20 protein-coding genes are annotated in these 24,379 nt (G+C 60.1%); 7 read left to right on the top strand and 13 right to left on the bottom strand.

Features of this window, described 5'->3' with window-relative positions; translation table 11 throughout:
• Window positions 1–8 precede the first annotated feature (8 nt).
• Window positions 9–803 (bottom strand): DUF4349 domain-containing protein, encoded by a 795-nt coding sequence (locus ACWIKB_RS31365; RefSeq protein WP_475271325.1) that lies wholly within the window; start codon window positions 801–803, stop codon window positions 9–11.
• Between the two features lie 146 nt (window positions 804–949).
• Here ACWIKB_RS31365 and ACWIKB_RS31370 point away from each other — a divergent pair, with 146 nt between their 5' ends.
• Window positions 950–1,573 carry a glutathione S-transferase N-terminal domain-containing protein gene (locus ACWIKB_RS31370; RefSeq protein WP_475271326.1) on the top strand — a complete coding sequence of 208 codons (624 nt, stop codon included), beginning with the start codon at window positions 950–952 and terminating at the stop codon, window positions 1,571–1,573.
• A gap of 132 nt (window positions 1,574–1,705) precedes the next feature.
• Here ACWIKB_RS31370 and ACWIKB_RS31375 read toward each other — a convergent pair whose 3' ends face one another.
• Window positions 1,706–2,146, bottom strand: coding sequence for a CBS domain-containing protein (locus tag ACWIKB_RS31375; protein ID WP_475271327.1), 441 nt, complete (start codon window positions 2,144–2,146; stop codon window positions 1,706–1,708).
• A 414-nt stretch (window positions 2,147–2,560) separates the two neighbouring features.
• Between ACWIKB_RS31375 and ACWIKB_RS31380 the strand changes: the two genes are divergently transcribed.
• Window positions 2,561–4,921: a DNA polymerase II gene (locus ACWIKB_RS31380; RefSeq protein ID WP_475271328.1), complete on the top strand. Its 2,361-nt coding sequence runs from the start codon at window positions 2,561–2,563 to the stop codon at window positions 4,919–4,921.
• Here ACWIKB_RS31380 and ACWIKB_RS31385 read toward each other — a convergent pair.
• From ACWIKB_RS31385 to ACWIKB_RS31395, 3 genes are all read right to left on the bottom strand, one after another.
• Complete coding sequence (locus ACWIKB_RS31385) at window positions 4,886–5,356, bottom strand: DUF1810 domain-containing protein (protein WP_475271329.1); 471 nt, start codon at window positions 5,354–5,356, stop codon at window positions 4,886–4,888. The two genes, ACWIKB_RS31380 and ACWIKB_RS31385, sit on opposite strands and share 36 nt — an antisense overlap.
• A gap of 28 nt (window positions 5,357–5,384) precedes the next feature.
• Entirely contained in the window at window positions 5,385–6,206 is an 822-nt protein-coding gene (locus ACWIKB_RS31390; RefSeq protein WP_475271330.1) for an aldo/keto reductase, read from the bottom strand.
• 214 nt (window positions 6,207–6,420) lie between these two features.
• Window positions 6,421–7,569, bottom strand: coding sequence for an aldose epimerase family protein (locus ACWIKB_RS31395; protein ID WP_475271331.1), 1,149 nt, complete (start codon window positions 7,567–7,569; stop codon window positions 6,421–6,423).
• Between the two features lie 236 nt (window positions 7,570–7,805).
• Between ACWIKB_RS31395 and ACWIKB_RS31400 the strand changes: the two genes are divergently transcribed.
• From ACWIKB_RS31400 to ACWIKB_RS31415, 4 genes are all read left to right on the top strand, one after another.
• Window positions 7,806–8,543 carry a hypothetical protein gene (locus ACWIKB_RS31400; protein ID WP_475271332.1) on the top strand — a complete coding sequence of 246 codons (738 nt, stop codon included), beginning with the start codon at window positions 7,806–7,808 and terminating at the stop codon, window positions 8,541–8,543.
• Window positions 8,544–8,784: 241 nt separating this feature from the next.
• Window positions 8,785–9,570: a sulfite exporter TauE/SafE family protein gene (locus ACWIKB_RS31405; protein WP_475271333.1), complete on the top strand. Its 786-nt coding sequence runs from the start codon at window positions 8,785–8,787 to the stop codon at window positions 9,568–9,570.
• A gap of 376 nt (window positions 9,571–9,946) precedes the next feature.
• Complete coding sequence (locus ACWIKB_RS31410) at window positions 9,947–10,546, top strand: biliverdin-producing heme oxygenase (protein ID WP_475271334.1); 600 nt, start codon at window positions 9,947–9,949, stop codon at window positions 10,544–10,546.
• A complete protein-coding gene (locus ACWIKB_RS31415; RefSeq protein WP_475271335.1) occupies window positions 10,543–12,771 on the top strand; it encodes an ATP-binding protein in 2,229 nt (742 codons plus the stop codon). The genes ACWIKB_RS31410 and ACWIKB_RS31415 overlap by 4 nt, the downstream gene beginning before the upstream one ends.
• Here the strand turns inward: ACWIKB_RS31415 and ACWIKB_RS31420 are convergent.
• Together ACWIKB_RS31420 and ACWIKB_RS31425 are read right to left on the bottom strand one after the other, a co-directional pair.
• Window positions 12,768–13,136, bottom strand: coding sequence for a VOC family protein (locus tag ACWIKB_RS31420; RefSeq protein WP_475271336.1), 369 nt, complete (start codon window positions 13,134–13,136; stop codon window positions 12,768–12,770). The two genes, ACWIKB_RS31415 and ACWIKB_RS31420, sit on opposite strands and share 4 nt — an antisense overlap.
• A gap of 72 nt (window positions 13,137–13,208) precedes the next feature.
• Complete coding sequence (locus tag ACWIKB_RS31425; RefSeq protein WP_475271337.1) at window positions 13,209–13,673, bottom strand: GNAT family N-acetyltransferase; 465 nt, start codon at window positions 13,671–13,673, stop codon at window positions 13,209–13,211.
• Window positions 13,674–13,907: 234 nt separating this feature from the next.
• Here ACWIKB_RS31425 and ACWIKB_RS31430 point away from each other — a divergent pair, with 234 nt between their 5' ends.
• On the top strand, window positions 13,908–14,471 hold the full coding sequence (locus tag ACWIKB_RS31430; protein WP_475271338.1) for a DUF4174 domain-containing protein: 564 nt from the start codon (window positions 13,908–13,910) through the stop codon (window positions 14,469–14,471).
• A 112-nt stretch (window positions 14,472–14,583) separates the two neighbouring features.
• On the opposite strand, the gene ACWIKB_RS31435 is transcribed toward ACWIKB_RS31430, so the two are convergent.
• The 6 genes from ACWIKB_RS31435 to ACWIKB_RS31460 all read right to left on the bottom strand — a co-directional run bounded on the left by ACWIKB_RS31435 (window position 14,584) and on the right by ACWIKB_RS31460 (window position 24,111).
• Window positions 14,584–16,737, bottom strand: coding sequence for an autotransporter outer membrane beta-barrel domain-containing protein (locus tag ACWIKB_RS31435; protein ID WP_475271339.1), 2,154 nt, complete (start codon window positions 16,735–16,737; stop codon window positions 14,584–14,586).
• Between the two features lie 104 nt (window positions 16,738–16,841).
• Window positions 16,842–20,402, bottom strand: a complete 3,561-nt coding sequence (locus ACWIKB_RS31440; protein WP_475271340.1) for an ATP-binding protein — start codon at window positions 20,400–20,402, stop codon at window positions 16,842–16,844.
• Between the two features lie 3 nt (window positions 20,403–20,405).
• Complete coding sequence (locus ACWIKB_RS31445) at window positions 20,406–21,029, bottom strand: response regulator (RefSeq protein WP_475271341.1); 624 nt, start codon at window positions 21,027–21,029, stop codon at window positions 20,406–20,408.
• A gap of 234 nt (window positions 21,030–21,263) precedes the next feature.
• A complete protein-coding gene (locus ACWIKB_RS31450; protein WP_475271342.1) occupies window positions 21,264–22,058 on the bottom strand; it encodes an SDR family NAD(P)-dependent oxidoreductase in 795 nt (264 codons plus the stop codon).
• 57 nt (window positions 22,059–22,115) lie between these two features.
• Window positions 22,116–22,751 (bottom strand): HNH endonuclease family protein, encoded by a 636-nt coding sequence (locus ACWIKB_RS31455; RefSeq protein WP_475271343.1) that lies wholly within the window; start codon window positions 22,749–22,751, stop codon window positions 22,116–22,118.
• A complete protein-coding gene (locus ACWIKB_RS31460; protein ID WP_475271344.1) occupies window positions 22,744–24,111 on the bottom strand; it encodes an AAA family ATPase in 1,368 nt (455 codons plus the stop codon). Before ACWIKB_RS31460 ends, ACWIKB_RS31455 begins: the two co-directional genes overlap by 8 nt.
• Window positions 24,112–24,379: the final 268 nt, after the last annotated feature.

Consider the following 24,379-nt stretch of genomic DNA (forward strand, 5'->3'; position numbering starts at 1 on the left):
CTCCCGGCTCACACGCGACGACGCACAAACTTGCGCCACAACCAAACCCACAACATCAACAGCGGGAAGGCCAGGATCAGGAACGGCAGCGCGTAACTGCCTTTCTCCAGTGCATCGACGGCGCCATCGGCCAGATTGTCCAGCAAGTTGCTGAACGCCCGACTCAGGTGCGACGAGCGACTGCTGGCGCCGGTTGGCTGGAACGACAGGGTGACCCGGTTGGTGTCGAGTCGGCGCTGTTGCCCGGCGGCGACCTGGGCCAGGGCTTGCAGGTCGTTCTCGATGCCGGCCTGTTCTTTACTCAGGGCAATCAGGTCGGTGACGCTGATGTCCCGGCGGCTTGCGAGTTCATCCAGGCGCTTCTGCTGGGCCTTGAGCCGTTCCTGACGGCGACGGGTGTCGTCCACCGCATCGGCCAAATCTTCGGCTGAGGTGACGCGCTGGCCCATTTCACCGCCCTCGGCGGCCATGGCGACCAACGGTTCAACGCCGGCGGGAGCGATGCGCAAGGTGATTTCGGCGCGGCCAGCGCCTTGCTCGATGCGCAACACGTTACAGGCGCCGAAGCGCGCGGTTTCACAGGCTTCGCGGGTGGCCTGCAAGCGCGGCACGATTTGCGCTTGTGGCAGCAACAACTGCACATCATGCTCATAGGCGAGCATTGCGCCGCCGCGCCCTTGTTCTCCGGCTAGACTGGCCGATGACGACCGGTCGCTCGGCGAGCAACCGCTCAGGGCCAGGCAGGCCAGTACAAACCAATAGACGCGAGGCATTGAGGCAGGTTTGCCATCCGGTTGGCGCATGTTCTTTCCTTGAAGTGTGCAGCGGGGCGTCAGCAGTGCACCCCGGGATGGCGCATCTTACCTGCATCATTCGGCCAATGGCAGGGAACATGCTCCCGTGGCCAGCCGTCTACCGACAGACTGTTTGTTCGCCGGGAGGGCGCGACATGTATCAACTTTACGGACACCCGAATTCCGGCGCAGCAGCGATAGAAGCGGCCCTTGAACTCTGTGCGATTCCTTATCGCTTCATCGACGTTGCCGCCACTGCAGAGGCGGCTCACGCGCTGGAAAAACTCAACCCGCTCAAGCAGATCCCGGCACTGGAACTGCCCGACGGCAGCATCCTCACCGAGAGCGCGGCGATCCTGATTCATTTGGGGCTGACCTTTCCCTCGTCGGGCCTGCTGCCAGACAACCCGGTAGAACGTGATCAGGCCATTCGCGGCCTGGTGTACATCGTCAGCAACTGCTACTCGGCCATCGGCATTATCGACTACCCCGAGCGCTGGCTGGCCGAGGCGGACGAGTCGTCCAGGGAAAATCTCATGGCCGGCGCCCGCGCGCGACTGCATTGGAGTTGGGAAGTGTTTGCCGATCAATTTTCCGCTGAGTTGTACCTGGGCGATGAGACGCCGGGGGCGCTGGATGTGCTGGCGGCGGTGGTGTCGCGCTGGGCCGGCAGCCGCGAGCATCTGCGCCATGCACGGCCGGGGTTTTATGCCTGGTTGATGCGCATCGACCGACATCCGACGCTGGCGCCGGTCTTTGCCCGGCATTGGCCAACCTGAGCACACCACAAACCAAATGTGGGAGCGGGCTTGCTCGCGAAGGCGGTGTGTCAGTCGACAAAGATGTTGTCTGACACACCGCCTTCGCGAGCAAGCCCGCTCCCACAGGGGATCTACAGTCCTCTGAAGTTATTATTCCCCGCGAATGTACTGCTCCAGCTGCCGAATCAATTCCGCCTGCTCGGCAATCGCTTCCTTGACCAGGTCGCCGATCGACAGCAAACCGATCAACTGGCCGTTTTCCACCACTGGCAAATGGCGCAGGCGTTTTTCGGACATGATGCTCATGCAGGTTTCGACGGTTTGATGGGTGTCCACGGTGATCACCGGCGACACCATGATGTCCTGGACTGGTGTACCGACCGAGGAACGCCCCTTGAGCACGAGTTTGCGCGCATAGTCACGCTCGCTGATGATGCCCACGACTTCGCCATTCTTCAGGACCGGCAGCGCACCGACGTTTTTCGCAGCCATGACCATCAGCGCTTCCAGCACCATTTGATGGGGGGCAATGGTATGGACTTCGTGATTTTGCTGGGCCTTTAACTTAAGCAGTTGGGCGACGGTTTTCATGGCGGCTTCTCTGGTGTTGTCGTTGTTCTTGAAGAATCGTAGACGCAAGCGTTCAGGGCAAGAGAGAAAGCGGCAGATAACGCGCAAAAAACGTCATTCGGCGGTTTTTCTTCCGTAAACCTCGCGAACCAGGTCGATAAACGCGCGTAAACCGGCGGGAACGTGGCGGTTGGCGGGGTAATACAGGCACAAGCCGGGAAGGAGGGTGGAGGACTGCCTTGGTCCTGGTTCACCACAAACCCCTGTAGGAGCAAAGCTTGCTCGCGAAAGCGGCGTATCAGTCAACAGAGATGTTGAATGCCCCGGCCTGTTCGCGAGCAAGCTCCCACAGGGATCGCATGCACCTCGTAGGGAGCGCTATCCCCCACGATCACGCGTAGAATTGCGCCCTGAATCAGATTCGAGGTTGCAGTGGTGGATTTACAGCAGGGCTTCGTCCTGACCCGGCATTGGCGCGATACCCCGGCCGGCACGGAAGTCGAGTTCTGGCTGGCGACCGATGCCGGTCCCCGGCGTATCCGCCTGCCTTATCAGCCGTCGGTAGCCTTCATCCCGGCCGAGCAGCGCGAGCAGGCCGAAACCGTGCTGCGCGGTGAAAAGAACGTCGAACTGCGGCCCTTGGCTCTGCTGGACTTCGAACATCGCCCGGTGCTTGGTCTGTATTGCCAGCAGCACGGTCAATTGATGCGTCTGGAAACCGCACTGCGCAAGGTCGGCGTCGAGATGTTCGAGGCCGACGTGCGCCCGCCGGAACGCTACATGATGGAGCGCTTCATCACCGCACCCGTGCAATTTGGCGGGACGCCGAATGCCGACGGCCTGCTGCTCGACGCGCAAATGAAACCCGCTCCTGGCTACCGGCCGAATCTGCGGCTGGTGTCCCTGGACATCGAAACCACCGCTCAAGGCGAGTTGTATTCCATCGCGCTGGAAGGCTGCGGCGAGCGTCAGGTGTACATGCTCGGTCCACCTAACGGTGACGCCAGCGACGTGGACTTTCAGCTCGAATACTGCGACAGCCGAACCCTGCTGCTGAAAAAACTCAACGAGTGGTTCGCCCGCCACGATCCCGACGCGATCATCGGCTGGAACGTCGTGCAGTTCGACCTGCGGGTCCTCCACGAACACGCCCGACGCCTCGCCGTGCCGCTGAAACTGGGACGCGGCGGCGAAGAAATGCAGTGGCGCGAACACGGCAGCCGCAACCATTATTTCGCCGCAGCCGCCGGGCGCCTGATCATCGACGGCATTGAATCCCTGCGTTCGGCGACCTGGAGCTTCCCGTCGTTCAGCCTGGAAAACGTCGCGCAAACCCTGCTCGGCGAAGGCAAGGCGATCAGCACGCCGTACCAGCGCATGGACGAAATCAACCGCATGTTCGCCGAGGACAAACCGGCGCTGGCCACCTACAACCTCAAGGACTGTGAACTGGTGACGCGGATCTTCGCCAAGACCGAGTTGCTGACCTTCCTGCTGGAGCGGGCCAGCGTCACCGGATTGCCGGCGGATCGCAGCGGTGGCTCGGTGGCGGCGTTTACGCACTTGTATATGCCGCTGATGCACCGCCAGGGTTTCGTCGCGCCAAACCTCGGCGGCAAACCACCGGAGGCGAGCCCCGGTGGGTTCGTGATGGATTCACAACCGGGCCTGTACGAGTCAGTGCTGGTGCTCGACTACAAGAGCCTTTACCCATCGATCATCCGCACCTTTCTGATCGACCCGGTCGGGCTGATCGAAGGCCTCAAACACCCCGACGACAGCGAGTCGGTGCCCGGCTTTCGCGGCGCACGGTTTTCCCGCACAAAGCATTGCCTGCCGGCCATCGTCGCCCGGGTCGCCGACGGCCGCGAAACCGCCAAGCGCGAACACAACGCGCCGCTGTCCCAGGCCTTGAAAATCATCATGAACGCTTTCTATGGCGTGCTCGGCTCCAGCGGTTGCCGATTTTTCGATACGCGGCTGGCGTCATCGATCACCCTGCGCGGCCACGAGATCATGCTGCGCACCCGCCAGTTGATCGAAGCCCAGGGCCACGCGGTGATTTACGGCGACACCGATTCGACCTTCGTCTGGCTGCATCGCGCCCACGGTCAGGAAGAGGCGGCGCAGATCGGCCGTGCCCTGGTGGACCACGTCAACCAATGGTGGCGCGAACATGTGCAGCAGCAATACGGTCTGGAAAGTGCGTTGGAGTTGCAGTTCGAAACCCACTACAAACGCTTTCTGATGCCGACCATCCGCGGGGCCGAGGAGGGCAGCAAGAAGCGTTATGCCGGACTGGTCACTCGGGCCGATGGCACGGATGAAATGATCTACAAGGGCTTGGAAACCGTGCGCACCGACTGGTCGCTGTTGGCCCGGCAATTTCAGCAGGAGCTGTATTCGCGGATCTTCCATCGCCGGCCGTATCAGGACTATGTGCGTGATTACGTGCGCAAGACCCTGGCCGGTGAGTTCGATGACCGTCTGGTCTATCGCAAGCGCCTGCGCCGCACCCTCGACGACTATGAGCGCAACGTGCCGCCTCATGTGCGGGCGGCGCGAATGGCCGATGCCTACAACGATCAGCAGGGCCGGCCCCGGCAATACCAGAACGGTGGCTGGATCAGCTACGTGATTACCGTCGCCGGGCCTGAACCCCTGGAAATCCGCAGTGCACCGATCGACTACGACCACTACGTCACCCGGCAACTGCAACCGGTGGCTGACGCGATTCTGCCCTTCGTCGATGACGATTTTTCAACTCTGATTGGTGGGCAGTTGGGCCTGTTTTAGGTCCAGCAACGACAGCGTCCAGTCATCCTGTATGCCATGGAAATAGTGCTCCAGTGCCTTATGGAACAGGCTGCCGTCGGGGGCGACCTGGGCGAACAGAGTCATGGAAGAGTGAAACTTGAGGTCATCGGGGTGGCCGAAAATATCGGCGATGGAGCGCTTTTTCAGGTTCAACACTAATTGGGTACAGGTGCGCAAACGTGGGCCCAATAGTGGGTGATTCAGGTACGCCGTCGCTTCTTCGGCGCAACTGATGGCGAAGTGGCGGGACATCTCGCTGCCGCCGAGCCCGGCGATCTGCGGAAAGATGAACCACATCCAGTGCCGGCGCTTCTGGCCGGCGCGCAATTCCTCCTGGACTCTGTCGAACACTGGGTCCTGTGCCTGGACAAAGCGTGGCAGATTGAACGCGTCGAGCGGATCGGTACTTCTCATTCCGAAGCCCTCTACAAGTCGCGATGGCTCAGACCATGGCCAACCGCTGCTTACGTTGTGGCGCGCGAAACGCTTGGTCCAGCGCCTCCAGATCCGTAGCTTCCAGCTGCAATTGCGCGGATTGCGCATTGAGCGTCACGTGCTCGGGTCGGACCGCTTTGGGAATGGCGATGACACTGTCCTGACGCAGTATCCATGCCAGTGCTACTTGGGCCGGTGTCGCCTCGTGACGGGCGGCCACCTGCTTGAGCGTCGAGTTGACCAGCATATGCCCACCCTGACCGATGGGACAGTAGGCCATGACCGGCATTTGCTGTTGCCGGCACCAGGGCAGCAGGTCAAATTCGATGCCGCGTTCTTCCAGGTTGTACAGCACCTGATTGGTGGCGCAGGCCGGTGCGGCCAATTCATGCAGGTCATCGACGTCGAAATTGGACACGCCCCAACGGCCGATCTTGCCCTCTGCGCGCAGGCGTTCGAAGGCCTCGACGGTTTCTTCCAGCGGATATTGGCCGCGCCAGTGCAGCAGGTACAAATCGATGTAATCGGTGTTCAAGCGCCGCAGGCTGCGCTCGCAGGCCTGGGGGATGCCTTTACGACTGGCGTTGTGCGGGTAGACCTTGCTGACCAGAAAGACCTGATCGCGCAGGCCGGCGATGGCTTCACCCACCACCTCTTCGGCACCGCCCTCGGCGTACATTTCGGCGCTGTCGATCAGGGTCATGCCCAGCTCGATGCCCTGGCGCAGGGCCGCGACTTCACTACGGTGCGCCGAGCGATCCTCGCCCATGCGCCAGGTGCCCTGGCCGATGATCGGTACCTGAACGCCGGCCAGTTCAAGGGTCCGCATAAAACCTCCTTTCTTCAACGCAATCGATACTACTGTGGGCAGCAGAATAGCGTTTGGGTTCCCCTGTGGGAGCGAGCCAGAAATTTGGATACGACTCGATCACTTGTGGGAGCGGGCTTGCTCGCGAAAGCGTTGGTTCAGTCACCTCATGCATTGACTGACACACCGCCTTCGCGAGCAAGCCCGCTCCCACAGGGGGATTGCGTTAGCCGGGTTACTTGGCGGAGAACTTGAACACGGTGTGCTGGGTGTATGTCTTGCCCGGGTCCAGCCGCGTCGAAGGGAAGTTCGGCTGGTTCGGCGAGTCTGGATAGTGCTGGGTTTCCAGGGTAAACGCGCCCCAATGCGGGTAAACCTTGCCGCCCTTGCCCTTGACCGTGCCATCGAGGAAGTTGCTGCTATAGAACTGCACGCCCGGTTCCGTGGTGTAGAGCTGCAAGCGCCGTCCGGACTGCGGATCACTGACATCGGCGGCCAGTTTGCTCACGTCACCCTTGGCATCTAGCGCCCAGTTGAAGTCGAAGCCACCCTGTTTCGGCTCGGCGAATTTCAGTTGCGGGTGATCGGCCTTGATGTTTTTGCCGATGGCAGTCGGTTGGCTGAAGTCCATCGGTGTGCCGGCCACTGGCGCCAGTTCACCGGTAGGAATCAGCGTGCCATTGATTGGCGTGTAATGGCTGGCGTGCAGGGTGGCGAGCTGTTTCAGCACGTCGCCATTGCCGGCACCGGCCAGGTTGAAATAGCTGTGGTTGGTCAGGTTCAGCACCGTGGGTTTGTCGGTGCTGGCCTTGTACTCGATGCGCAGTTCGTTGTTCTCGGTGAGGCTATAAGTCACCTCGGTTTTCATGTTGCCGGGGAAACCCATTTCACCGTCCTTCGACAGGTAGGTCAGGGTTACGCCCACTGAATCCTTGCCTTTGCTCTGTTCGGCCTTCCACACATGTTTGTCGAAACCCTGGGTGCCGCCGTGCAGCGAGTTGGGGCCGTCGTTTTTCGGCACTTGATAGTGTTTGCCGTCCAGTTCAAAGGCGCCGCCGGCCAGGCGATTGCCGAAGCGGCCGATGGTCGCGCCGAAGTACGCCGTGCCGGCCTGATAACCCTGGACGTCGTCGAAACCGAGGACGATGTCGTCGGCCTTGCCGTTTTTGTCCGGTACTTTCAGCGATTGCAGGGTGGCGCCGTAGGTAATGACCGTGGCTTGCAGGCCATGGCTGTTACGCAGGATGTATTGCTCGACCGGCGTGCCGTCATTGGTCTTGCCGAAGGCTTTGTGTTCGCTGGACAGGCCGGCGGCGTGGGCGGGAAGGGTGGCGATCATCAGGGACAGTCCGAGGCCGGAGAGCAGGTAGCGGGATTGAAGCATGGTTGATCTTCCTTTTTGTTGTTTTGATCAGTAGTCATACTAAATATCGACTGGAAGGAAATTTATAGCTGATTAATCGATTAATTCCAGAATAAAGTCGGACTAAATGGCTGAGCCGAGAAAGCCGGCGATCGGCCAGGCGCCGGCAGCACTGCACTTTTTCGGATTAACTGGCTCTATCCATGGCCAGGCTGCGGCGACTCCCGCCGCGCAGGAATGTGTCAGCCCAAGAACCCATGGCCCGAGTGTTACCCCACCTGAAAACCCGAATTCGCCTGTTCGTGTGCCTGTCGCTGCTCTTCGCCAGCGGTTGCAGCCAGCAGCAGGGCAGTGACGTCATCAGCCAGTTTCGCGAAGGCAAACCCCAGGAATTCCTCCAGACCAGCGTCGATCGCATGGCCACGTTGTCGATGCACGACAACCTCGAAAGCCTTTACCTGCTGATGAGCAAGCTCTACCTGCGCAACCCGCAGGAGCTGAAGAAGTCTGGCTTCCTCGACGCCCGCGCGGCGGAAAAGCAGGTGCGCGAGGCGATCGAAATGCAACAACCGCTGCCCACCCTGGGCGGCAAAAAAGACCTGGCGGCGTTGAGCTATGCGATGAGCCCGGAGTTTCTGGGGGATCGGGTCGGTGCCTTCATTTATGCCATCGGCAGCATGCTGGTCACCGCCCACGGCAATCGGCTGGAGTTTTACATGACCGATGCGATCAACCCGGTCTTCGTCAGCAACGCCGCGCGCAACATCGAAAAAGCCACCTGGATCCTCAGCCAGCGGCAAAACAAGAACGGCGAGCCGTTGCTGTTTTCCAACGAGATCTCGGAGGAGGGCAGTAACCTGAGTTTTGCCGTGGAGTTCGGCAAAATTGTTGCGCGCCTGGATTTGCTGACTCAGATGCTGGATGAGCGTTATCGGCGGATCGGTTTGAATTATGCGCAGAGCCTGTTGTTCCTGAATTTCTTGCCCGTCCAGTAACGCGCATCCAATGTGCACATCAATCCCTGTTGGAGCGGGCTTGCTCGCGAAAGCGGTGTGTCAGTCACCCCATGCACTGACTGACACGCCGCCTTCGCGAGCAAGCCCGCTCCCACAAGGGAAATGTGGTGTATCAGGGGGTGATCGAGGAATAACGATAGACCGTATCGATATAAGTGGTTATAAGAAAAATCGCTATGCTGCGGGCCAGTTTTTTCATGCGTTTTTTGTGGGCGTGTTAATGGATTTCGGTAATTTCGGGTTAGTCGTTGCAGGCTTGGTGGTGGGCTTTATCGTCGGGATGACCGGCGTGGGCGGCGGTTCGCTGATGACGCCGATCCTGTTGTGGTTCGGCGTCAACCCGGCAACCGCGGTGGGCACGGATTTGCTGTACGCGGCCATTACCAAATCCAGCGGCGTGCTGGTGCATCGCAAGAACAAAAACATTGATTGGGCGATCACCGGTTGGCTGACCCTCGGCAGCGTGCCGGCTGTGGCCATGACCCTGTGGTTCCTGAGCAGCCTGCACACTGCGCCCGAGGCGATGAACGCCATCATCAAACAGGCCCTGGGTTTTGTATTGTTTGCCACGGCCATGGCGATTTTCTTCAAGAAGCGCCTGCTCGACTTCGCCCATAAACGTGCGGGTGGCAATTACAATCCCAGCGGCACGCGCCTGAACGTGCTGACCGTGATCACCGGCCTGATCCTCGGTACCATGGTCGCCCTGACCTCCATCGGTGCCGGCGCACTGGGCACCGTGGCGCTGTTTATTCTTTATCCGCTGCTGCCGACCCGCCGCCTCGTCGGCACGGAAATCGCCCACGCCGTGCCGCTGACCCTGGTCGCCGGTCTTGGTCACGCGAGCATGGGCAACATGGATTGGCATGTGCTGGGTTTCCTGCTGATCGGTTCGCTGCCGGGGATTTGGCTGGGCAGCCACCTGACCGGGCGTATCTCCGACGAACTGCTGCGCCCGTGCCTGGCGACGATGCTGGTATTGATCGGCTATAAACTGGCGTTTTGATCCCACCTGATTTGCAGTGACATGCGGGCGCGGGCTTCTGTGGCGAGGGGGCTTGCCCCCGTTCGGCTGCGAAGCAGTCGCAAACACGGAGAATGCGGTTTGTCTGCAGGTTCTCTAAGGGGACTGCTTCGCAGTCCAACGGGGGCAAGCCCCCTCGCCACAAAAGTCCCGCCAGGCCACAAATTGCAGCCACCCACAAACAAACCACTCCTCGTACCCCATTGGTGCTACGGTGAAGAGCCACCCTTTCATTTGCCCGCGAATGACCTGTCGGCATCCCCCCGTGATCGACAAGGAACAGGTGACATGTGCACGCATTAATCGATGTCGCTGAGTGTCGACGCCACACCGCCGGGTATTGCCTCGACACCTTGTCATGACCGCCCCGCCCAAGAGCCTGCCGCTGATTCTCAGTGAGCTGCGCATCGCCACCACCCAGCAGCACCAGGTGTTGGAAAAACGCATTCCTTTCTATACCGCCGATCAAGCGCTCTACACTCGGTTGATCGAAGCGTATTACGGCTTCTATCGGCCACTGGAAGCGATGTTGTTCCAGATAGCGATGACCATTCCTGACCTTGACTGGCTGATCCGCAGCAAAACCCCGTCCCTGGAAGCCGACCTGTATGCGTTGGGCTTGGATGCGGACGCCATCAAGGCCATTCCACTGTGCCGGTTCTCCCTGCAAATTTGCTCTGCGGCGGATGTGCTGGGCGTGTTGTACGTGCTTGAGGGCGCGACACTGGGCGGGCAATCCATGCGCAACGGCTTGTACGCGCGCCTGGGTATCGATGAACACCAGGGTGGTCGCTTTTTCGCGGTGTACGGCACCTCGACCCTGGTGATGTGGCGCGGTTTTCTGGCGTGTCTGTATGAGGTGCGCGGCCCCGCTGAACGGGCGCACTCAGTGGTCGCCGCCGAGGCAACCTTCAAGGCTTTTGAACACTGGCTTGAGCATTGCGGAGTGTTGCAATGAGCCGCCTCAGCGCCGAGCAGCTCGATGCCGCGCTCGCGCAATGTGCCAGCGAGCCGATCCGCATTCCCGGATCGATCCAGCCCCATGGCGTGCTGCTGACCCTGAGCGAGCCCGGGTTGATCATCGGCCAGGTCAGCAGTAACTGCGCGGCGATGTTCGGGCATTCGGTGGAGGCATTGCTGCAGCAACCCTTGGCGACGCTGACGGGGGCCACGGCGCTGGCGCAAGTGAGTCAGGCGCTCCAGTCGGCGGTTCTGGAAGATGCCAATCCGCTGCTGCTGGAGATCGGTGGCCAACGCTTCAACGGTTCGCTCAGCCGCCATGACGGGGTGATCATTCTTGAGCTGGAGCCGTGGCGGGAACCCACCCAGGACAACACCGTCATTCTGCTGCGAGCCTTGCGGCGGATGCAGGCGGCCGTCACGTTGCAGGACCTGTACACCGTCAGTGTTGAAGAAATCCGGCACCTGACCGGTTTCGACCGCGTGATGATTTACCGCTTCGAACCGGCCGGTCACGGCCAAGTCATCGGCGAAGCGTTGGGGGGCCAGTTGCCGGGTTATCTCGGCCAGTGTTTTCCCGCCTCCGACATTCCGCCCCAGGCCCGAGAGTTGTATCGCCTGAACTGGATCCGGGTAATTCCCGATGCGCGTTATGTGCCGGTACCGATTCTCCCGGTGCTGCGTCCCGACACCGGCCAGCCGCTGGACCTTGGCTTTTCGATGTTGCGCAGCGTGTCGCCGGTGCATTGCCAGTACCTGGAGAACATGGGCGTGCGCGCCTCCATGAGTTTGTCACTGCTGGAGCAAGATCGGCTCTGGGGCCTGATCACCTGTGCCCATCACGAACCGCTGCTGGTCAGCCATCCGGTGCGCACGATGTGCGCCGCGATTGCCCAATTGCTCAGCGTGCAGATCACCGCGCTGCAAACCCGCGACCTGCAAACCGAGCGCGAGCAAAAGTCGCTGCTGATCAACGAACTGACCGCGGCGATGCGCCTGGCGAAACACGATGTGCTGGACGGTCTGGCCAATCATCCGCAGCAACTGCTGAGCCTGACCGGGGCCAGTGGCGTGGCGGTGTTGATCGAAGATCGCTTGCAGTTGATCGGCGCATGCCCGACAGAGGAACAAGTGCGGGCGCTGTATCTGTGGGTGCGCGAGCAGTGCCTGGACAGCGGCGAATTGCTGGTGAGCGATTATCTGCAAAGTCTGCATGGTGTCAGCGCCACTTACAGTGATGTCGCCAGCGGACTGTTGGCTTTCGTGCTGCCCAAACCCGTGGACAACGCGGTGATCTGGTTTGGTGCGCAACTGCGTTCGAGCATGAAATGGAGCGGCAATCCCGACGAGCATTTTGTTGCCGGCACTGATGCCAGCCAGCGGCTGCAACCCCGCAAGTCCTTTGAGGTGTGGGAGCAACAAGTAGAGGGCAGGGCACGGCCGTGGAGTGCCGCCGATGCCTACGCGGCGCTGCAATTGCGCCGCGCGGCCATTGAAGACGACCTGGCTCGCCAGGTGCGCCGCGAACATGAAGCGGTGCGGGTGCGCGATGAGTTGGTGGCGGTGGTGTCCCATGACCTGCGCAACCCGATGACGATCATCATCATGCAATGCGGAATGATGCAGCGCCTGGTGTCCCGGGACGAAGGCAAGCATGCCTTACGCATGAGTGCTGCGCTGGGCACCATGGAAGAAGCCACCGATCGCATGAACGCACTGATCGCCGATTTACTCGACAAGTCGAGGCTGGATGCGGGTCAGTATCCGCTGGACTGCAAACCGCTGGATGTCGTGGATTTGCTTGAGCAAGCGTGCGGGTTGCTGGTGACCCTGACTTCACACAAGGGGATTGAGCTCAACTGCACCAGCGCCGCGGGCATGAGCATCGACGCCGACCCGCAGCGGCTGTTTCAGGTGTTGTCCAACCTGCTGGGCAACGCCATCAAATTCACTCCGGCTGGTGGGCGTATCGACCTTAGCGCCTGGCAGGTGGATGACAAGGTGATGATCTCGGTGCGCGACAATGGCGGCGGTATTCACGCCGTGCAATTGCCGCATATCTTCGAACGCTACTGGTCGGTGCGCGAAGGCAACCCCAACGGCAGTGGCCTGGGGTTGTACATTTGCCGCAGCATCGTCCAGGCCCACGGCGGGGAGTTGTGGGCCGAAAGCGAACCCGGTGTGGGCAGCGTGTTTACCTTTTCTATCCCTGCGATGGCTTAAGCCCGGGTCAAAATCTCCAGCAGATGCCCGTCCGGGTCATCGAAATACACACGTCGGCCGCCGCCGTAGTCGTTGATCTCATTGGGCCGCTGCTTGCCCGGATCAGCCCACCACGGTTGCTCGCGCGCTTGCAGGCGGGCGAATGCCTGGTCGAAGTCGTCGTCACCGATCAGGAACGCGTAATGCTGAGAGGCAATTGGCGGGTCGTTGTCGTAGAAGTCCAGCGACACGCCGTTGTCGAGCTTGACGATCAGCATCGGTCCGAATGGCTCGGGGCTGGGCAGGCCGAGGATCTCGGCGAGGTAATTGGCCGAGATCCGTTTGTCGCGGCACCAGACGATGGTGTGGTTCAGCTGAGCGCCCATGGGCGAAACCTCATGACGGATCAGGTTGTTCGTGGTGAGCTAAAGACTAGCTCAACCTGTGCCTCGCTTTGATCAGGCAGCAGTACTGCGCTTCATCACCGTCACATCAAGCCCCTGATATTCCAGCTGCTCCAGCACTTCCCAGCCTTGGCGTGCATAGAGCGTCTGCGACGTGTCGGTGTACAAATACAGCTCAGGCACGCCCAGCGCCGCCGCTTCCTGGACGATGCGTGACACCAGTCGCGAGGCAATGCCTCGGCCACGGTGCTCGGCCTTCACATAGACCCCGGCCAGCCATGGTGTCAGTTCTGGGCGCAATGCCATGTCGCGGGTCAGCAGCATGGCGCCGCCGAGCAATTGTGAATTCTCGATGGCCACCATCACCGATGGCACCGAACCCTTGCCGGCGTTGGCCTGCAGGTGGTCGGTCCGCGCCTCAAGGCTATCGTCGGCCCGAAAGTGCCCCCACTCCTTGAAATTCAGTTCCGCCAATTCGTTGATCAGCTCGGGATGGTCGCAGAGGTAGTCGATTTCCATGGTGGGTTGAAGCTCCTTATTTGTCGCCGCTGACGATCTGCTCGCGGACATCACGCCCCACCATAAACGCTCATAAACACTAATCAAATAGCGCTCACAATCCTTCACAGTTTGTTGCGCAATGTCGGCCCTGACCTAAGCTTGGGGCAAGGCGAAACACATTTGCGGACCGTCACCCGGAACGATCGCCGCAATGCGCAATCATTAGAGCGTGGATATCAAAAGGAGATGCGCATGCTCATCAGGTCATTGACCCTGACAACCCTGCTGGCATTTGCCGGCCCCTTGTTCGCCGCCGACAGCGACTCACCCCTGGCTGCGGATATGGGCAGAGCCAGGCCGCTGATCGTGATTGCACCCAGCACCGTCGATCCCGTGTGGGTCAGCCTGAAAAAGTCGTTGGAGGACCCGGCCAACAAACAGGGCGTCGCCCAGCGCAATATCAAGGTGTACAGCGTGCTGAACATGTTCGGCCAACTCGACGGCAAGGACCTCGGCCAACAGGACACCATGGCGCTGATCCGCTCGCTGAAACTCGGTGCCGGGGCGTTGCCCAAGGTGATTCTGCTGGGCAAGGACGGCGAGATGAAGCTTGAGAGTTCGGGGGAAGAATCCAAATCGGTCGATCTGAAGAAAATCTTCGACACCATCGACGCCCTGCCGGCCTCCGAGAAGGAAGCCGCGGCTCCGACCCCGCCACCGGTGGCTGCCGAACCGGCCGCGACCAAAGGGGCGAAGGGCACAAAACCGGGGAAACCGGCCAAGCCTGCCAAACCGGCCGAGCAACCGGACGATTGATTAAAACTTGTGGGAGCGAGCCTGCTCGCGAAGACGGCGGCACATTCAGCCTCTATGTGACTGATACACCGCCTTCGCGAGCCTGCTCGCTCCCACAGGGGGTTGGCGTCAGTTACCAGTTATAGCGATAACCCACCGTCACCGCCCAAGGCTGCTCAATGTCGCGGCCCTTGGTGTATTCCCCTTCGACGTAGACGTTGTGCTTGTCCGCCGCCGTCACCAGAACCCCACCGCCGACCTCCGCCCGTGAACCCGGCAAACGGCTGTCCAGTCGTGCACCGCTAACCCTCACGTGGCTGTCGCCGGCGTGCTCTGCCACCCACGTAGCCTTGGCGTATGGCTTCACCGCGACACCGTTATCGAACGTCATGTTGCGTCCGAACATCCCGCCGACACGACTCTGCACCGAAAGCATCGAATCCTGTTCGACGCTCAAACCATTGCTGGCGGTGTAGCGCCCGCCGCTGATCCGTGACACCTGAACACCCGCCTGAGGTTCAACAAACCAGCCCTGGCCCAGATCGATGGAGCGGCCAATTTGAACATCAGCACTCACCGCGTAATTCTTGTACCGCGCCTTGACCTTGTCACCGACGTTGCTGGTGATGTTGATCTGGTTGTCGAGTCGGCTGTATTTCAACGCGCCATCGACGTACCACTCACTGTGGTCCAGGTAGCTGGCATAACCGCCGAGGGTGGCGCTGTCGATCTTGCCTTTACTGGCCTCACCGAATTGCTGGCGCCCCTGGCCCTTGCCGAGCAAGCCACCGACGAACAGCGTGCCGTTGGCAAAGGACAAGGCTTTGTCGGCGCCGATTTCCATGCCGTTGAGTTGCTGCTGCAAACCCCGGCTGGTGCCGGTGTCCAGGCGCTGCTCGGCGCCGTAGCCGCGAATCCACACACCTCCTTGATCCTTGCCCGAGCGCAGTTCGCTGAAATGCCCGGCGGTGGCGTTCATCTGCGCACTGATCAGCGCGGCGCTGGCGGCTTGCTGGCCGACGGCGGCGTTGGCGCCTTTGCTCAGGGTTTGTGCCTGCGAGGGGCGAGGTGGCTGTACGGGCCTGACAGGTTGGGTCGGTTTGACAGGATCAACAGGAGAAACGGGATCGACCGGGACAACAGGATCGACCGGCGGCTGTGGCACGTTCGGCCCATTGGGTTCGTTGATCGGATCGACTTCGTTCGAATTGGCCAGGTACCAGGCTTCGCCGATGTGCTTCAACTGATAACGGTATGCGCCGGCGTCCACTGTCTCGCCATGGAGCTTGAAGTCGCCGCTGCCACCGTTGCCGTCCACCAGTATCAATGCCCGCGCGTCGGTCGGCGCGTTGCCCGAGTCGGCGACCACCAGCGTATGGCTGCCGCTGATCGGGCTGAGCACCTTCAACAAGTCACCCTGTTGCGCCGCCAGGTCAGTGTTCATCGCAAACGTGCCGTTGCCGCTCAACGGACCTTTGATTAGCAGGGTATGGAAACCGTTGATAGACGGGTCGGCAAAGGCGACTTGACCGTCCATATGGCTCGCGCCACCGAGAATCGCATCACCTTTGAGCTGCACAAAACCACCCTGGTCGAGGGTTGTGTCACTGGCGTCAGCCCGGTCACCCATCACCAACGTCCCGCCCTGATTGATGGTGGTGTAATGCACGTGAGTGCCGGCTACGATTTGCATCATGCCGCCCTGATTGACCACTGTGTCGGTGGCCGTGGCCTCATCGTAGACCGACAGCACGCCACCATCATTGACGGTGGTGCGGTCGGCGTTGCCGCGCTGATAAACCGTCATCTGGCTGTTGTTGATCGTGGTGTTCTTGGCCAGGGCATCGCCGTACACGTACATCGCGCCACCGTTGAGCCGGGTGTCGCTGACGATTGCGTTTTGCGCAACATCCAGAGTGCCGTCATGAACGGTAGTATTCAGGGCGGTGGCCGAGCCGGAGAGCACCATATTGCCGTTGTCGAGCACAGTGTCGTAGGCCTGCCCGGCATCTTGAAGATGCAGCCAGCCGGTGTTCTCGATCGTAGTGCCGACCGTCACGCCTTGATCCCAGACCTGAATGAATCCGGCACTTACCGTGCTGTCGACCAAGGTACCGCCACTGCCGACATGGAACGTCGAGCCGTCGTCCACCTGAACGTTTTCCTGATGCGATGTCAGGCAATCTGCCGCACCACAACCGGCAGTGGCGAGGCCGGGTGTTGCGCCGAGCAACAACAAGGCACCAGAGACCGAAACCCGAGTTAACCGCACACCAAACGCAAACATAGCGACCCGCCGACTGCATGGAAATGAGCCGCGGATTCTCCGGGGAGCGCAGAGGCGGGTAACGCAGCAGGTTCCGATCTTTTTGTAGGAAGCGTCCTACACGGTCAGCTCTGGAGGCTGTTGCGAATGTGTTGTTGAAGTCGATCCATCTGCTTGATGAAGGCCTCCAGCAACCGGCTCAGCTCACTGGCCTCGGCGTGGGTCTGGCAGCCCTGTTCCAGTTGCTCGCAAGCGCTGATCAACGCCGCCGCATGAATGATCCGTGCACTGCCGAGGATCTTGTGACAGCGCCGGGCTACGCCGCTGTAGTCCCCTGCGATGAACAGGGTTTGCAGGGCATCGAAGTCTTCCTGATTGGTGCGCAGCACCGTGGCCAGCAACTGCCGGGTCATTGCCGCGTCGCCGGCGGTGATGGCATTGACCTTGGCAATGTCCAAGCAACACGCGGTGCTCAGGCGCGCTGATTCGGCTTCGCGCAGATAATGCTCCAGCACGTTGCGCGTCACCGGTTTGAACAGGCAGTCGTTCATGCCGGCCTCAAGACAACGCTGGATTTCCTGGGGCTGGGCGTTGGCGGTCAACCCCAGCACATGCACGGGCGAACGTCCTTCGCTGGCTTCCAGCGCCCGCAATTGCCGGGTCATCTGATCGCCATTCATCTGCGGCATGTTGCAGTCGGTCAGCACATAGTCGAAGTCTTCCCGACCCCACAAGCGCAAGCCTTCCAGCCCGTTTTCGGCGCAGGTGACGCGCATGCCCATCGACTCCAGTTGTCGCTGTAACACCACGCGATTGAACTCATGATCCTCGACGATCAGCACATTGCGCGTCGGCAGGGACGGCAGGTTTTGACTGTCGAATGACGGCACGGCCTCGTCGTCCGGCAGCGCGGCGACGTCCAGGGTCAGGGTGAAGCACGACCCTTGCCCCGGCTCGCTCACACAGTTCAATCGTCCGCCCATCAGCTCGGTCAGTTGCTGACAGATCGCCAGGCCCAGGCCGGTGCCGATCTGCAATTCGGTGTCACTGGCCTCGAACTGTGTGTAGGGCTGGAACAGGCGTTGGCGCTGCTGTTCGTCCATGCCGATGCCGGTGTCGAGAACGCTCAGGTTCAAATGAACCCGGTCGGCGTCAGGCACCAGCGTCAGTTCGACCGTCACCGCGCCCCGGGCCGTGAACTTGATGGCGTTGCTGACCAGGTTCGACAGGATCTGCCGAAACCGCAGGGCATCCAGCGCCACTGCGAGGTCCGCGCCGTGCTGGATGAAGGTCAGCGTCACCTGTTTTTGCCGGGCAAGGCTGGCGAAACCCTGGATCACCGTGCGCGCCAGGCGTTCAGGATGGCAACTGCCGGTGCGCAATTCGAACTTGCCGGACTCGATTTTCGACAGGTCGAGAATCTCGCCGATCAGCTCCATCATGCCGTTGGCCGACTGCTGCGCAATCTCGATCAATTCGCCATCGGGACGCCCGTTACCCATCAACTCCAGCACACCGATCAGCGCGCTCATGGGCGTGCGGATCTCGTGACTCATCACCGCCAGGAAGTGGCTTTTGCCGCGGTTGGCGGCTTCGGCCAGGTCCTTGGCCTGATGCAGGGCATGTTGCAGGTTGTGCTGCTCGGTCAGGTCGATCCAGCCGCCGATGACCCCGGTCATGGTCCCGTCGGAATCGCGGTAGGGCAGGGCCCAGTGGTAAATCTGCGAGGTCTTGCCATTGACGGTCATGGCAAAGTTGTCGAACGACGGCTCGCCGCTTTCGAGGGTGGCGCGGTGGATGCGTTTGTAGTGGTGGGCGTCGTCCAGAGGCAGGAAGTTCGCCTCAATCAAACCCTTGTTCAGCACACGCTCAAGTTCGACGTCCATCGCCTGCAAGTAGGCGCGGTTACAGGTCAGCAGCAGGCCCTTGCGATCACGCACGTAGATCGGATGGGGCGTGCCGTCGACCAGCACTTTCATGAACACCAGTTGGTCGTTCAAGGCTTTCTGCGCTTTCAGGCGTTCGGCGATTTGCCGGCGCAGGCCGAGGTTCCACGCCAGAATCCCCAGCAGCACCAGGAGCAGGCCGGCGACGGCGCGGTAGAACCAATCCTTGTAGGCATTCCAGCCGGCCGGGCTTTCCTGCGGGCTCTGCCAGCGATTGGCCAGATCGCTGAACTCATCGGGCGGGATGTCCAGTAAAGCCTTGTTGAGGATCGAGAGCAGCTCGGTGTTTTGGCGCCCGGTGGCAAAGCCGATCAGCGCGGGTTGGGAACCGATCACCGAATCGATTTGCAGCCGGCCGCGGAAAAACCGGTCGATGAGGTAGGCCGCGCCCAATTGCGGCTGGACGACCCCATCGACCTTGCCTTCGGCGAGCAATTCATAGGTTTCAATGGGCTTGTCGACTTCTACCTGGCGAATGTCCGGCCATTCGCGACTCAGCCAGTTGGCGGCGGCCGATCCCTTGATCAGGGCCACGGACTGCCCTTTTAGCCCGACCAGGCCCGGATGTTCGGTTTGGGTGCGCGTCACCAGCACAAACGGGTTAATCAGGTAGGGCCGGGTAAACGTCAGGTGTTGATCGCGCTCGGCACTGTAGGTCAGCGCCCCGATCATGCTGACCGGTTCCCGCTGTACGCGGCTGGTCATGGCGTCGACCGAGGTCATGTTGGTCGGGCGGAACACCAACCCGGTACGGTCGTTGATCATCTCCAGCAGATCGGCCGCCATGCCGCGCAGTTGACCGTCGGTATTGAAAAAACTGAACGGCGAATAGAGGTCGTTGGCCAGTACTTCGATCTCGGGGTGGTCCTTGATCCATTGCTGTTCGGTGGCGGTCAGTTGCAGGCGGTTGTAACCCAGTTTCGGGTTGGCACCGATGCCCCAGCGCCGGGCAATCACTGCGCGCTCCTGGGGCGAAATGTTCGTCAGCGCGCTGTTGAGTAACGTCAGCAACGGCTGGTCTTTGCGCTGCACGGCGAAGCTGAAGCCCAATCCCTCGGAATCCCGTTGAATGGTTTGTTTCAGGCTTTGTTGGTAGCTCTGTTCCAGCAGGTATTGCGCGGAAATCGCATCGGTCAGCAACACCTTGCCCTCACCGTAGGCCACCTGCCCAAGGCCTTGCCCGGTCGAGCGCACCGATTCCACGCTCAATTGCGCAAACAGCGCTGTCACGCGCTCCTGTTGAATCCAGTCGGGGTCGAACAGCACCGTGGTGCCGGGCGGTGGTTGATCGTTGGGCCAATGGCTGCCGAATCGACTGATCAACACCGCCTGGTCATAAGCGTACGGCGCGCTCAGCACCAGGTCGGCGTAGATCGGCTCCAAGTGATTGGTCCGCGGAATCACATCGACTTCATTGCGTTGCAACGCTGCCAGCGCTTGCGCCTGACTGTCATAACGATTGACCTGCAAGCCCACGCCCAAGCCCCGGGCCAACACATCGAGGTAATCGGCGGACAGGCCTTCGTAATCCTTTTGATTGGCGGTCATGTCCAGCGGAGGCCGGTCGGGCAGGTAGATGCCGACCTTGAGCACGCGTTTGTGGGCCAGCCATTGCCGTTGGGCGGCGCTGAGTGCCAGTGACACGCTGCTGTCAGCCGCACGACTGAGCAACGTCAGCGGTTCGGCAGACGCGAGCAGCGACGTCAGCATCAACACGGCCAACAGCATTCGACGGATCATGATTCAGACCAGATCGTTGCGTTTGGCGAATTCGATCAGTTCCAGCAACGTAGAGGCATTGAGCTTTTGCATCAGGCGGGTTTTGTAAGTGCTGACGGTTTTGTTGCTGAGCAGCATGTCGTCGGCAATCTGCTTGTTGCTTTTACCCAGGGCCAGACCGTGCAACACCTTGAGTTCGCGTCGGGTAATGCCGCTCAACAGTTGCGCATCGTTTTGCGCAAAGTCGCTTTTGCGCACCGAGGTCAATGTGCCGATGGGGAACCAGGTCTTGCCGCTGGCGACCGCTTTGAGGGCCATGGCGATCTCCACCGGGTCATCGACCTTCGACAGAAACGCCGCCGCGCCAGCGCGCAGGCATTGCGCCGCATAGGCCTGGCTCTTCAACCCGGTGTGCACCAACACATGGGCCGGGCTGCCGCCGATACGCAAGCGGTCGATCACCGCCATGCCGTCGAGTTGCGGGATGTCCAGGTCCAGCACAATGGCGTCCGGCTTGAGTTCGAACGCCTTGCTCAGGGCATCCACGCCGTTGTCGCATTCGCCGACAATCTCATGGCCTTCACGGGCCAGAATCATCCCGATCGCCATGCGCACCACTGCGTGATCATCGACCAGCAACACTTTCATCGATCAACCCTCATGCCCAGATTCAGCATAGTCCCGGAGTTGAACTACGGCTCAAAGGGGCAGATGCATGGCTCGGCGCGGAAAAAAAGGGGCGATCCTACGCGGTTTGCGGGGTTAAGTAATCCCTGTGGGAGCGGGCTTGCTCGCGAAGGCTGTGTGTCAGTTGTCGTCAATGTTGACTGACACACCGTCTTCGCGAGCAGGCTCGCTCCCACAAGGTTTGTGGTGATCAGGTCAGGCGATGGTGTCTACAACGCCGCCGTCGACCCGCAGCGCCGCACCGGTGGTGGCCGATGCCTGCGGCGACACCACGTACACCACCAGATTCGCCACTTCCTCCATGCTCGCTGCCCGCTGGATGATCGACGTCGGGCGGTTGGCCATGACAAAGTCCGCCGCCACTTTCTCTATCGGTTCGCCAGACTTCTGCTGCTCATCCTTGAGCATGTCTTGCAGACCTTCGGACAACGTCGGCCCCGGCAGAACCGCATTCACCGTCACGCCCGTGCCGGCCATGCGCTTGGCCAGCCCACGGGAGATCGACAGGTTGGAAGTCTTGGTAAAACCGTAATGAATCATGTCCGCCGGAATGTTCAGCGCTGATTCCGAGGAGATGAACACCACCCGGCCCCAACCGTTTTTGGCCATGCCTTCAAGATAGGCACGGGACAGCCGCACACCGGACATCACATTCACTTCAAAAAACCTTTCCCAGACATCGTCATCGGTTTCAAAGAAATCCTGTGGGCCGTAGATCCCGACGTTGTTCACCAGAATATCCACGCGGGGCAGGGCCGCGACCATCGCCTTGCAACCCTCGGCGGTGCCGGCATCGGCAGCGATGCCGCGTACGTTGGCCGAGGGGAGTAGATGCTTGAGTTGGGTGACGGCGGCGTCGACCGCGTCTTGCTTGCGGCCATTAATCACCACCTCGGCGCCGGACAGGGCCAGGCCTTTGGCGATGGCGAAACCGATGCCTTGGGTGGAGCCGGTGATGAGGGCGGTTTTGCCAGATAGATCGATGTTCATGGGAATCTCGCTCTTGAAGGGGAGTAAGAGGAATGACTGCGGGCCTCTTAGCCTAGTTCAAGCGGGAGATAGGAAATGACGGATTACGTTGGCCAGTACGGGGGCGAACGGTTGGAGCGGTTTCCCGGCTTCCGGTGTTTGCAAGTCATCCAGAAGCAGGCTCAAAATTCCTTCGTCTTCATGGAGTAATTCGGTGGGAGAGGAGCCCAGGCCATATATCAATGTATCTACCATCGTTTTGCGCGAACCGATAAGGCCTTTATTGCTCTTCTCGGTATGGCCCAGATTCAATGCTTCGATAGACACTTGGGCTCGTTCGGTCTTTCCCTTTACCAACCCGGACAAGTAGAACTTAAGCTCGGTTTCGCATTCAGCCATCAATGGCGTGAGGGGTAGTGGTCGTGTGCCTCGACCTTGCCCGCATTGATGAGGACGCTGGCAACTGGCGACGATATTGGAGTAGTCCAGCGTCCGGCTTGGTGCACGGGCCTGAGCTTCAACATGTTCGTTATGCGCATCATCAATCGAGATCGACTGGCAGCAATAGGCACACAAACCGTACTGTTCCGTGATGCACGAGGACCGAATGGCGCGGCTCTCTGCCGGCGGTAAATCCCGATAACGTAACGTGCTGTTCCGTCGCTTCCATTGAGTCAGGGCCTTGGGTTCAACTTCCTTGTAGATCTTACGCACGACGTAGCTCCAGCTTGCGGATCAGCAATGCGGCTTTGGCCAATTCCAGATGACCGTCGGACAGCTCCAGCGACAGTTCGGCAAACAGTGTCTTCGCTTCGTCCAAGTCACCGTCCTGCAAGCGTTCCATCAAACGATTCAAACGCTGCTGCACTTCGCTGTTGCGGATGTCGGTGTCCATGACTTCCAGCAGCACCTGATTGGCATCGAGGCCGTAAAGACCGTTGTGTTCGCGCAGCTCACCGTCATCCAGCACATAGCACAACACATCTTTTGCATCGCTGATGACCAGCGGAGAGTGGGTTGTCAGCACAAACTGGCAGTTGGGGAATGTCTCGCTCAACTGGCGAATCAAACTGCGCTGCCATTTGGGATGCAGGTGCAAATCGACCTCATCGATCAATACGATGCCGTCGCCTTCTAATGGATTGTCCAGCGACTGATTCATCATCGCCAAGCGGCGCGCGATGTCACCGACCAGCGCCATCATCGACTTTTCGCCCTGTGAGAGCTGGGAGACGTTGAGCGTGACGCCGTCCTTGTCGATGGCCATGTGCAGGCGCGGTTTGCGTTGTACACGCAGGTTGCTGAAACCGGGCATGAAGGCGGCGATGGCAGAGCGGACAGCGGTTAGCTGGCGGTCGCGGGAGGAGGCTTTTAACTGGGACAGGGTTTTCCAGATGTCACTGTCGTTGCCGAATTTTTCGGAGATTTCGGCCAAGGCAGTGTCGGACACGCCGGTTTCATTTTCGCTGTCCTCGCGCTCGCGGAACCATTCGAAGAAACGGCGGAAGTCGACGCCACGGTTTAGTGCGTTGTCGTAGCCGTCGAGTTGGTCGAAGGTGTGTTTGGTGCGGATTTTTAGCGGGATTTCCAGAACTGAACGCTCGACTGGGTAGTAGGCGATCAGGGGGAGGGAGGCTTTGTCGTTTGCGGTTAGTTGGTTGCGATAGCGATCTGCTAGACGAGTGGCATCGATTAGTTGGCTGTGTACAGACGTCTTTCGCCCTTGCCGGGTACGGGCAACACCCCAAGTGAACTCATCATCTTCGGGGTCAGTAATAGTTGGACTTGAACGTGCCAGCGACTCGTCTATTAAGGTGATCACCACGACTGCTGTGGTGGCCCCGTTTCGAATGTCTTCCTCTGCAAGGTGACTGCCACTGCCTTTCTCGTTACGAATTCTTGCGACGAGCCAACTCAGCGAGGTCGCCATCGATTTTAAAAGGGTAGTTTTCCCGGCGCCGTTGTTACCCACCAGCACCGTCACATTTGAGGGGTGGTCAGGGGTTGGGGCCAAGCGAACGCGCAAATCGGTAAACCGACCAACATCCGAGAGATTGAAACTGTAGATTTCCATTACAACGCCCTTTGGCGGTCAGTCGGTTTTAAGGCTTTGGCGCGCATTATGTCATTCCCGGCTACGGATTGATTCGCTGCCGTTTAGATACAACGGTTTCGGTCAGATCACAACGGTCAGCAGCAAAAAGGTCGTTGCAGCGTATTCCCGAAAAATGAGTCCGAGTAAAAGGACTTCAACAGCGTCGGAGATTTCCTTCAAGACGCGGCGCACTTCATGAACTGGTGTGGGGATGAGCGTGCCGATAACCTTGTTTGGCCGCTGCAAA

This window comes from Pseudomonas sp. 5Vm1k, from assembly GCF_056161485.1.

Excerpts from the sequence above, each read along its gene's own strand:
- ACWIKB_RS31450 (WP_475271342.1), bottom strand. The coding sequence starts at position 22,058 with ATGAACATCGATCTATCTGGCAAAACCGCCCTCATCACCGGCTCCACC.
- ACWIKB_RS31400 (WP_475271332.1), top strand. The coding sequence starts at position 7,806 with ATGGCCCGAGTGTTACCCCACCTGAAAACCCGAATTCGCCTGTTCGTG.
- ACWIKB_RS31420 (WP_475271336.1), bottom strand. The coding sequence starts at position 13,136 with ATGGGCGCTCAGCTGAACCACACCATCGTCTGGTGCCGCGACAAACGG.
- ACWIKB_RS31425 (WP_475271337.1), bottom strand. The coding sequence starts at position 13,673 with ATGGAAATCGACTACCTCTGCGACCATCCCGAGCTGATCAACGAATTG.
- ACWIKB_RS31390 (WP_475271330.1), bottom strand. The coding sequence starts at position 6,206 with ATGCGGACCCTTGAACTGGCCGGCGTTCAGGTACCGATCATCGGCCAG.
- ACWIKB_RS31460 (WP_475271344.1), bottom strand. The coding sequence starts at position 24,111 with ATGGAAATCTACAGTTTCAATCTCTCGGATGTTGGTCGGTTTACCGAT.
- ACWIKB_RS31370 (WP_475271326.1), top strand. The coding sequence starts at position 950 with ATGTATCAACTTTACGGACACCCGAATTCCGGCGCAGCAGCGATAGAA.
- ACWIKB_RS31445 (WP_475271341.1), bottom strand. The coding sequence starts at position 21,029 with ATGAAAGTGTTGCTGGTCGATGATCACGCAGTGGTGCGCATGGCGATC.
- ACWIKB_RS31385 (WP_475271329.1), bottom strand. The coding sequence starts at position 5,356 with ATGAGAAGTACCGATCCGCTCGACGCGTTCAATCTGCCACGCTTTGTC.
- ACWIKB_RS31435 (WP_475271339.1), bottom strand. The coding sequence starts at position 16,737 with ATGTTTGCGTTTGGTGTGCGGTTAACTCGGGTTTCGGTCTCTGGTGCC.
- ACWIKB_RS31375 (WP_475271327.1), bottom strand. The coding sequence starts at position 2,146 with ATGAAAACCGTCGCCCAACTGCTTAAGTTAAAGGCCCAGCAAAATCAC.
- ACWIKB_RS31415 (WP_475271335.1), top strand. The coding sequence starts at position 10,543 with ATGAGCCGCCTCAGCGCCGAGCAGCTCGATGCCGCGCTCGCGCAATGT.
- ACWIKB_RS31365 (WP_475271325.1), bottom strand. The coding sequence starts at position 803 with ATGCGCCAACCGGATGGCAAACCTGCCTCAATGCCTCGCGTCTATTGG.
- ACWIKB_RS31405 (WP_475271333.1), top strand. The coding sequence starts at position 8,785 with ATGGATTTCGGTAATTTCGGGTTAGTCGTTGCAGGCTTGGTGGTGGGC.
- ACWIKB_RS31440 (WP_475271340.1), bottom strand. The coding sequence starts at position 20,402 with ATGATCCGTCGAATGCTGTTGGCCGTGTTGATGCTGACGTCGCTGCTC.
- ACWIKB_RS31410 (WP_475271334.1), top strand. The coding sequence starts at position 9,947 with ATGACCGCCCCGCCCAAGAGCCTGCCGCTGATTCTCAGTGAGCTGCGC.
- ACWIKB_RS31395 (WP_475271331.1), bottom strand. The coding sequence starts at position 7,569 with ATGCTTCAATCCCGCTACCTGCTCTCCGGCCTCGGACTGTCCCTGATG.
- ACWIKB_RS31430 (WP_475271338.1), top strand. The coding sequence starts at position 13,908 with ATGCTCATCAGGTCATTGACCCTGACAACCCTGCTGGCATTTGCCGGC.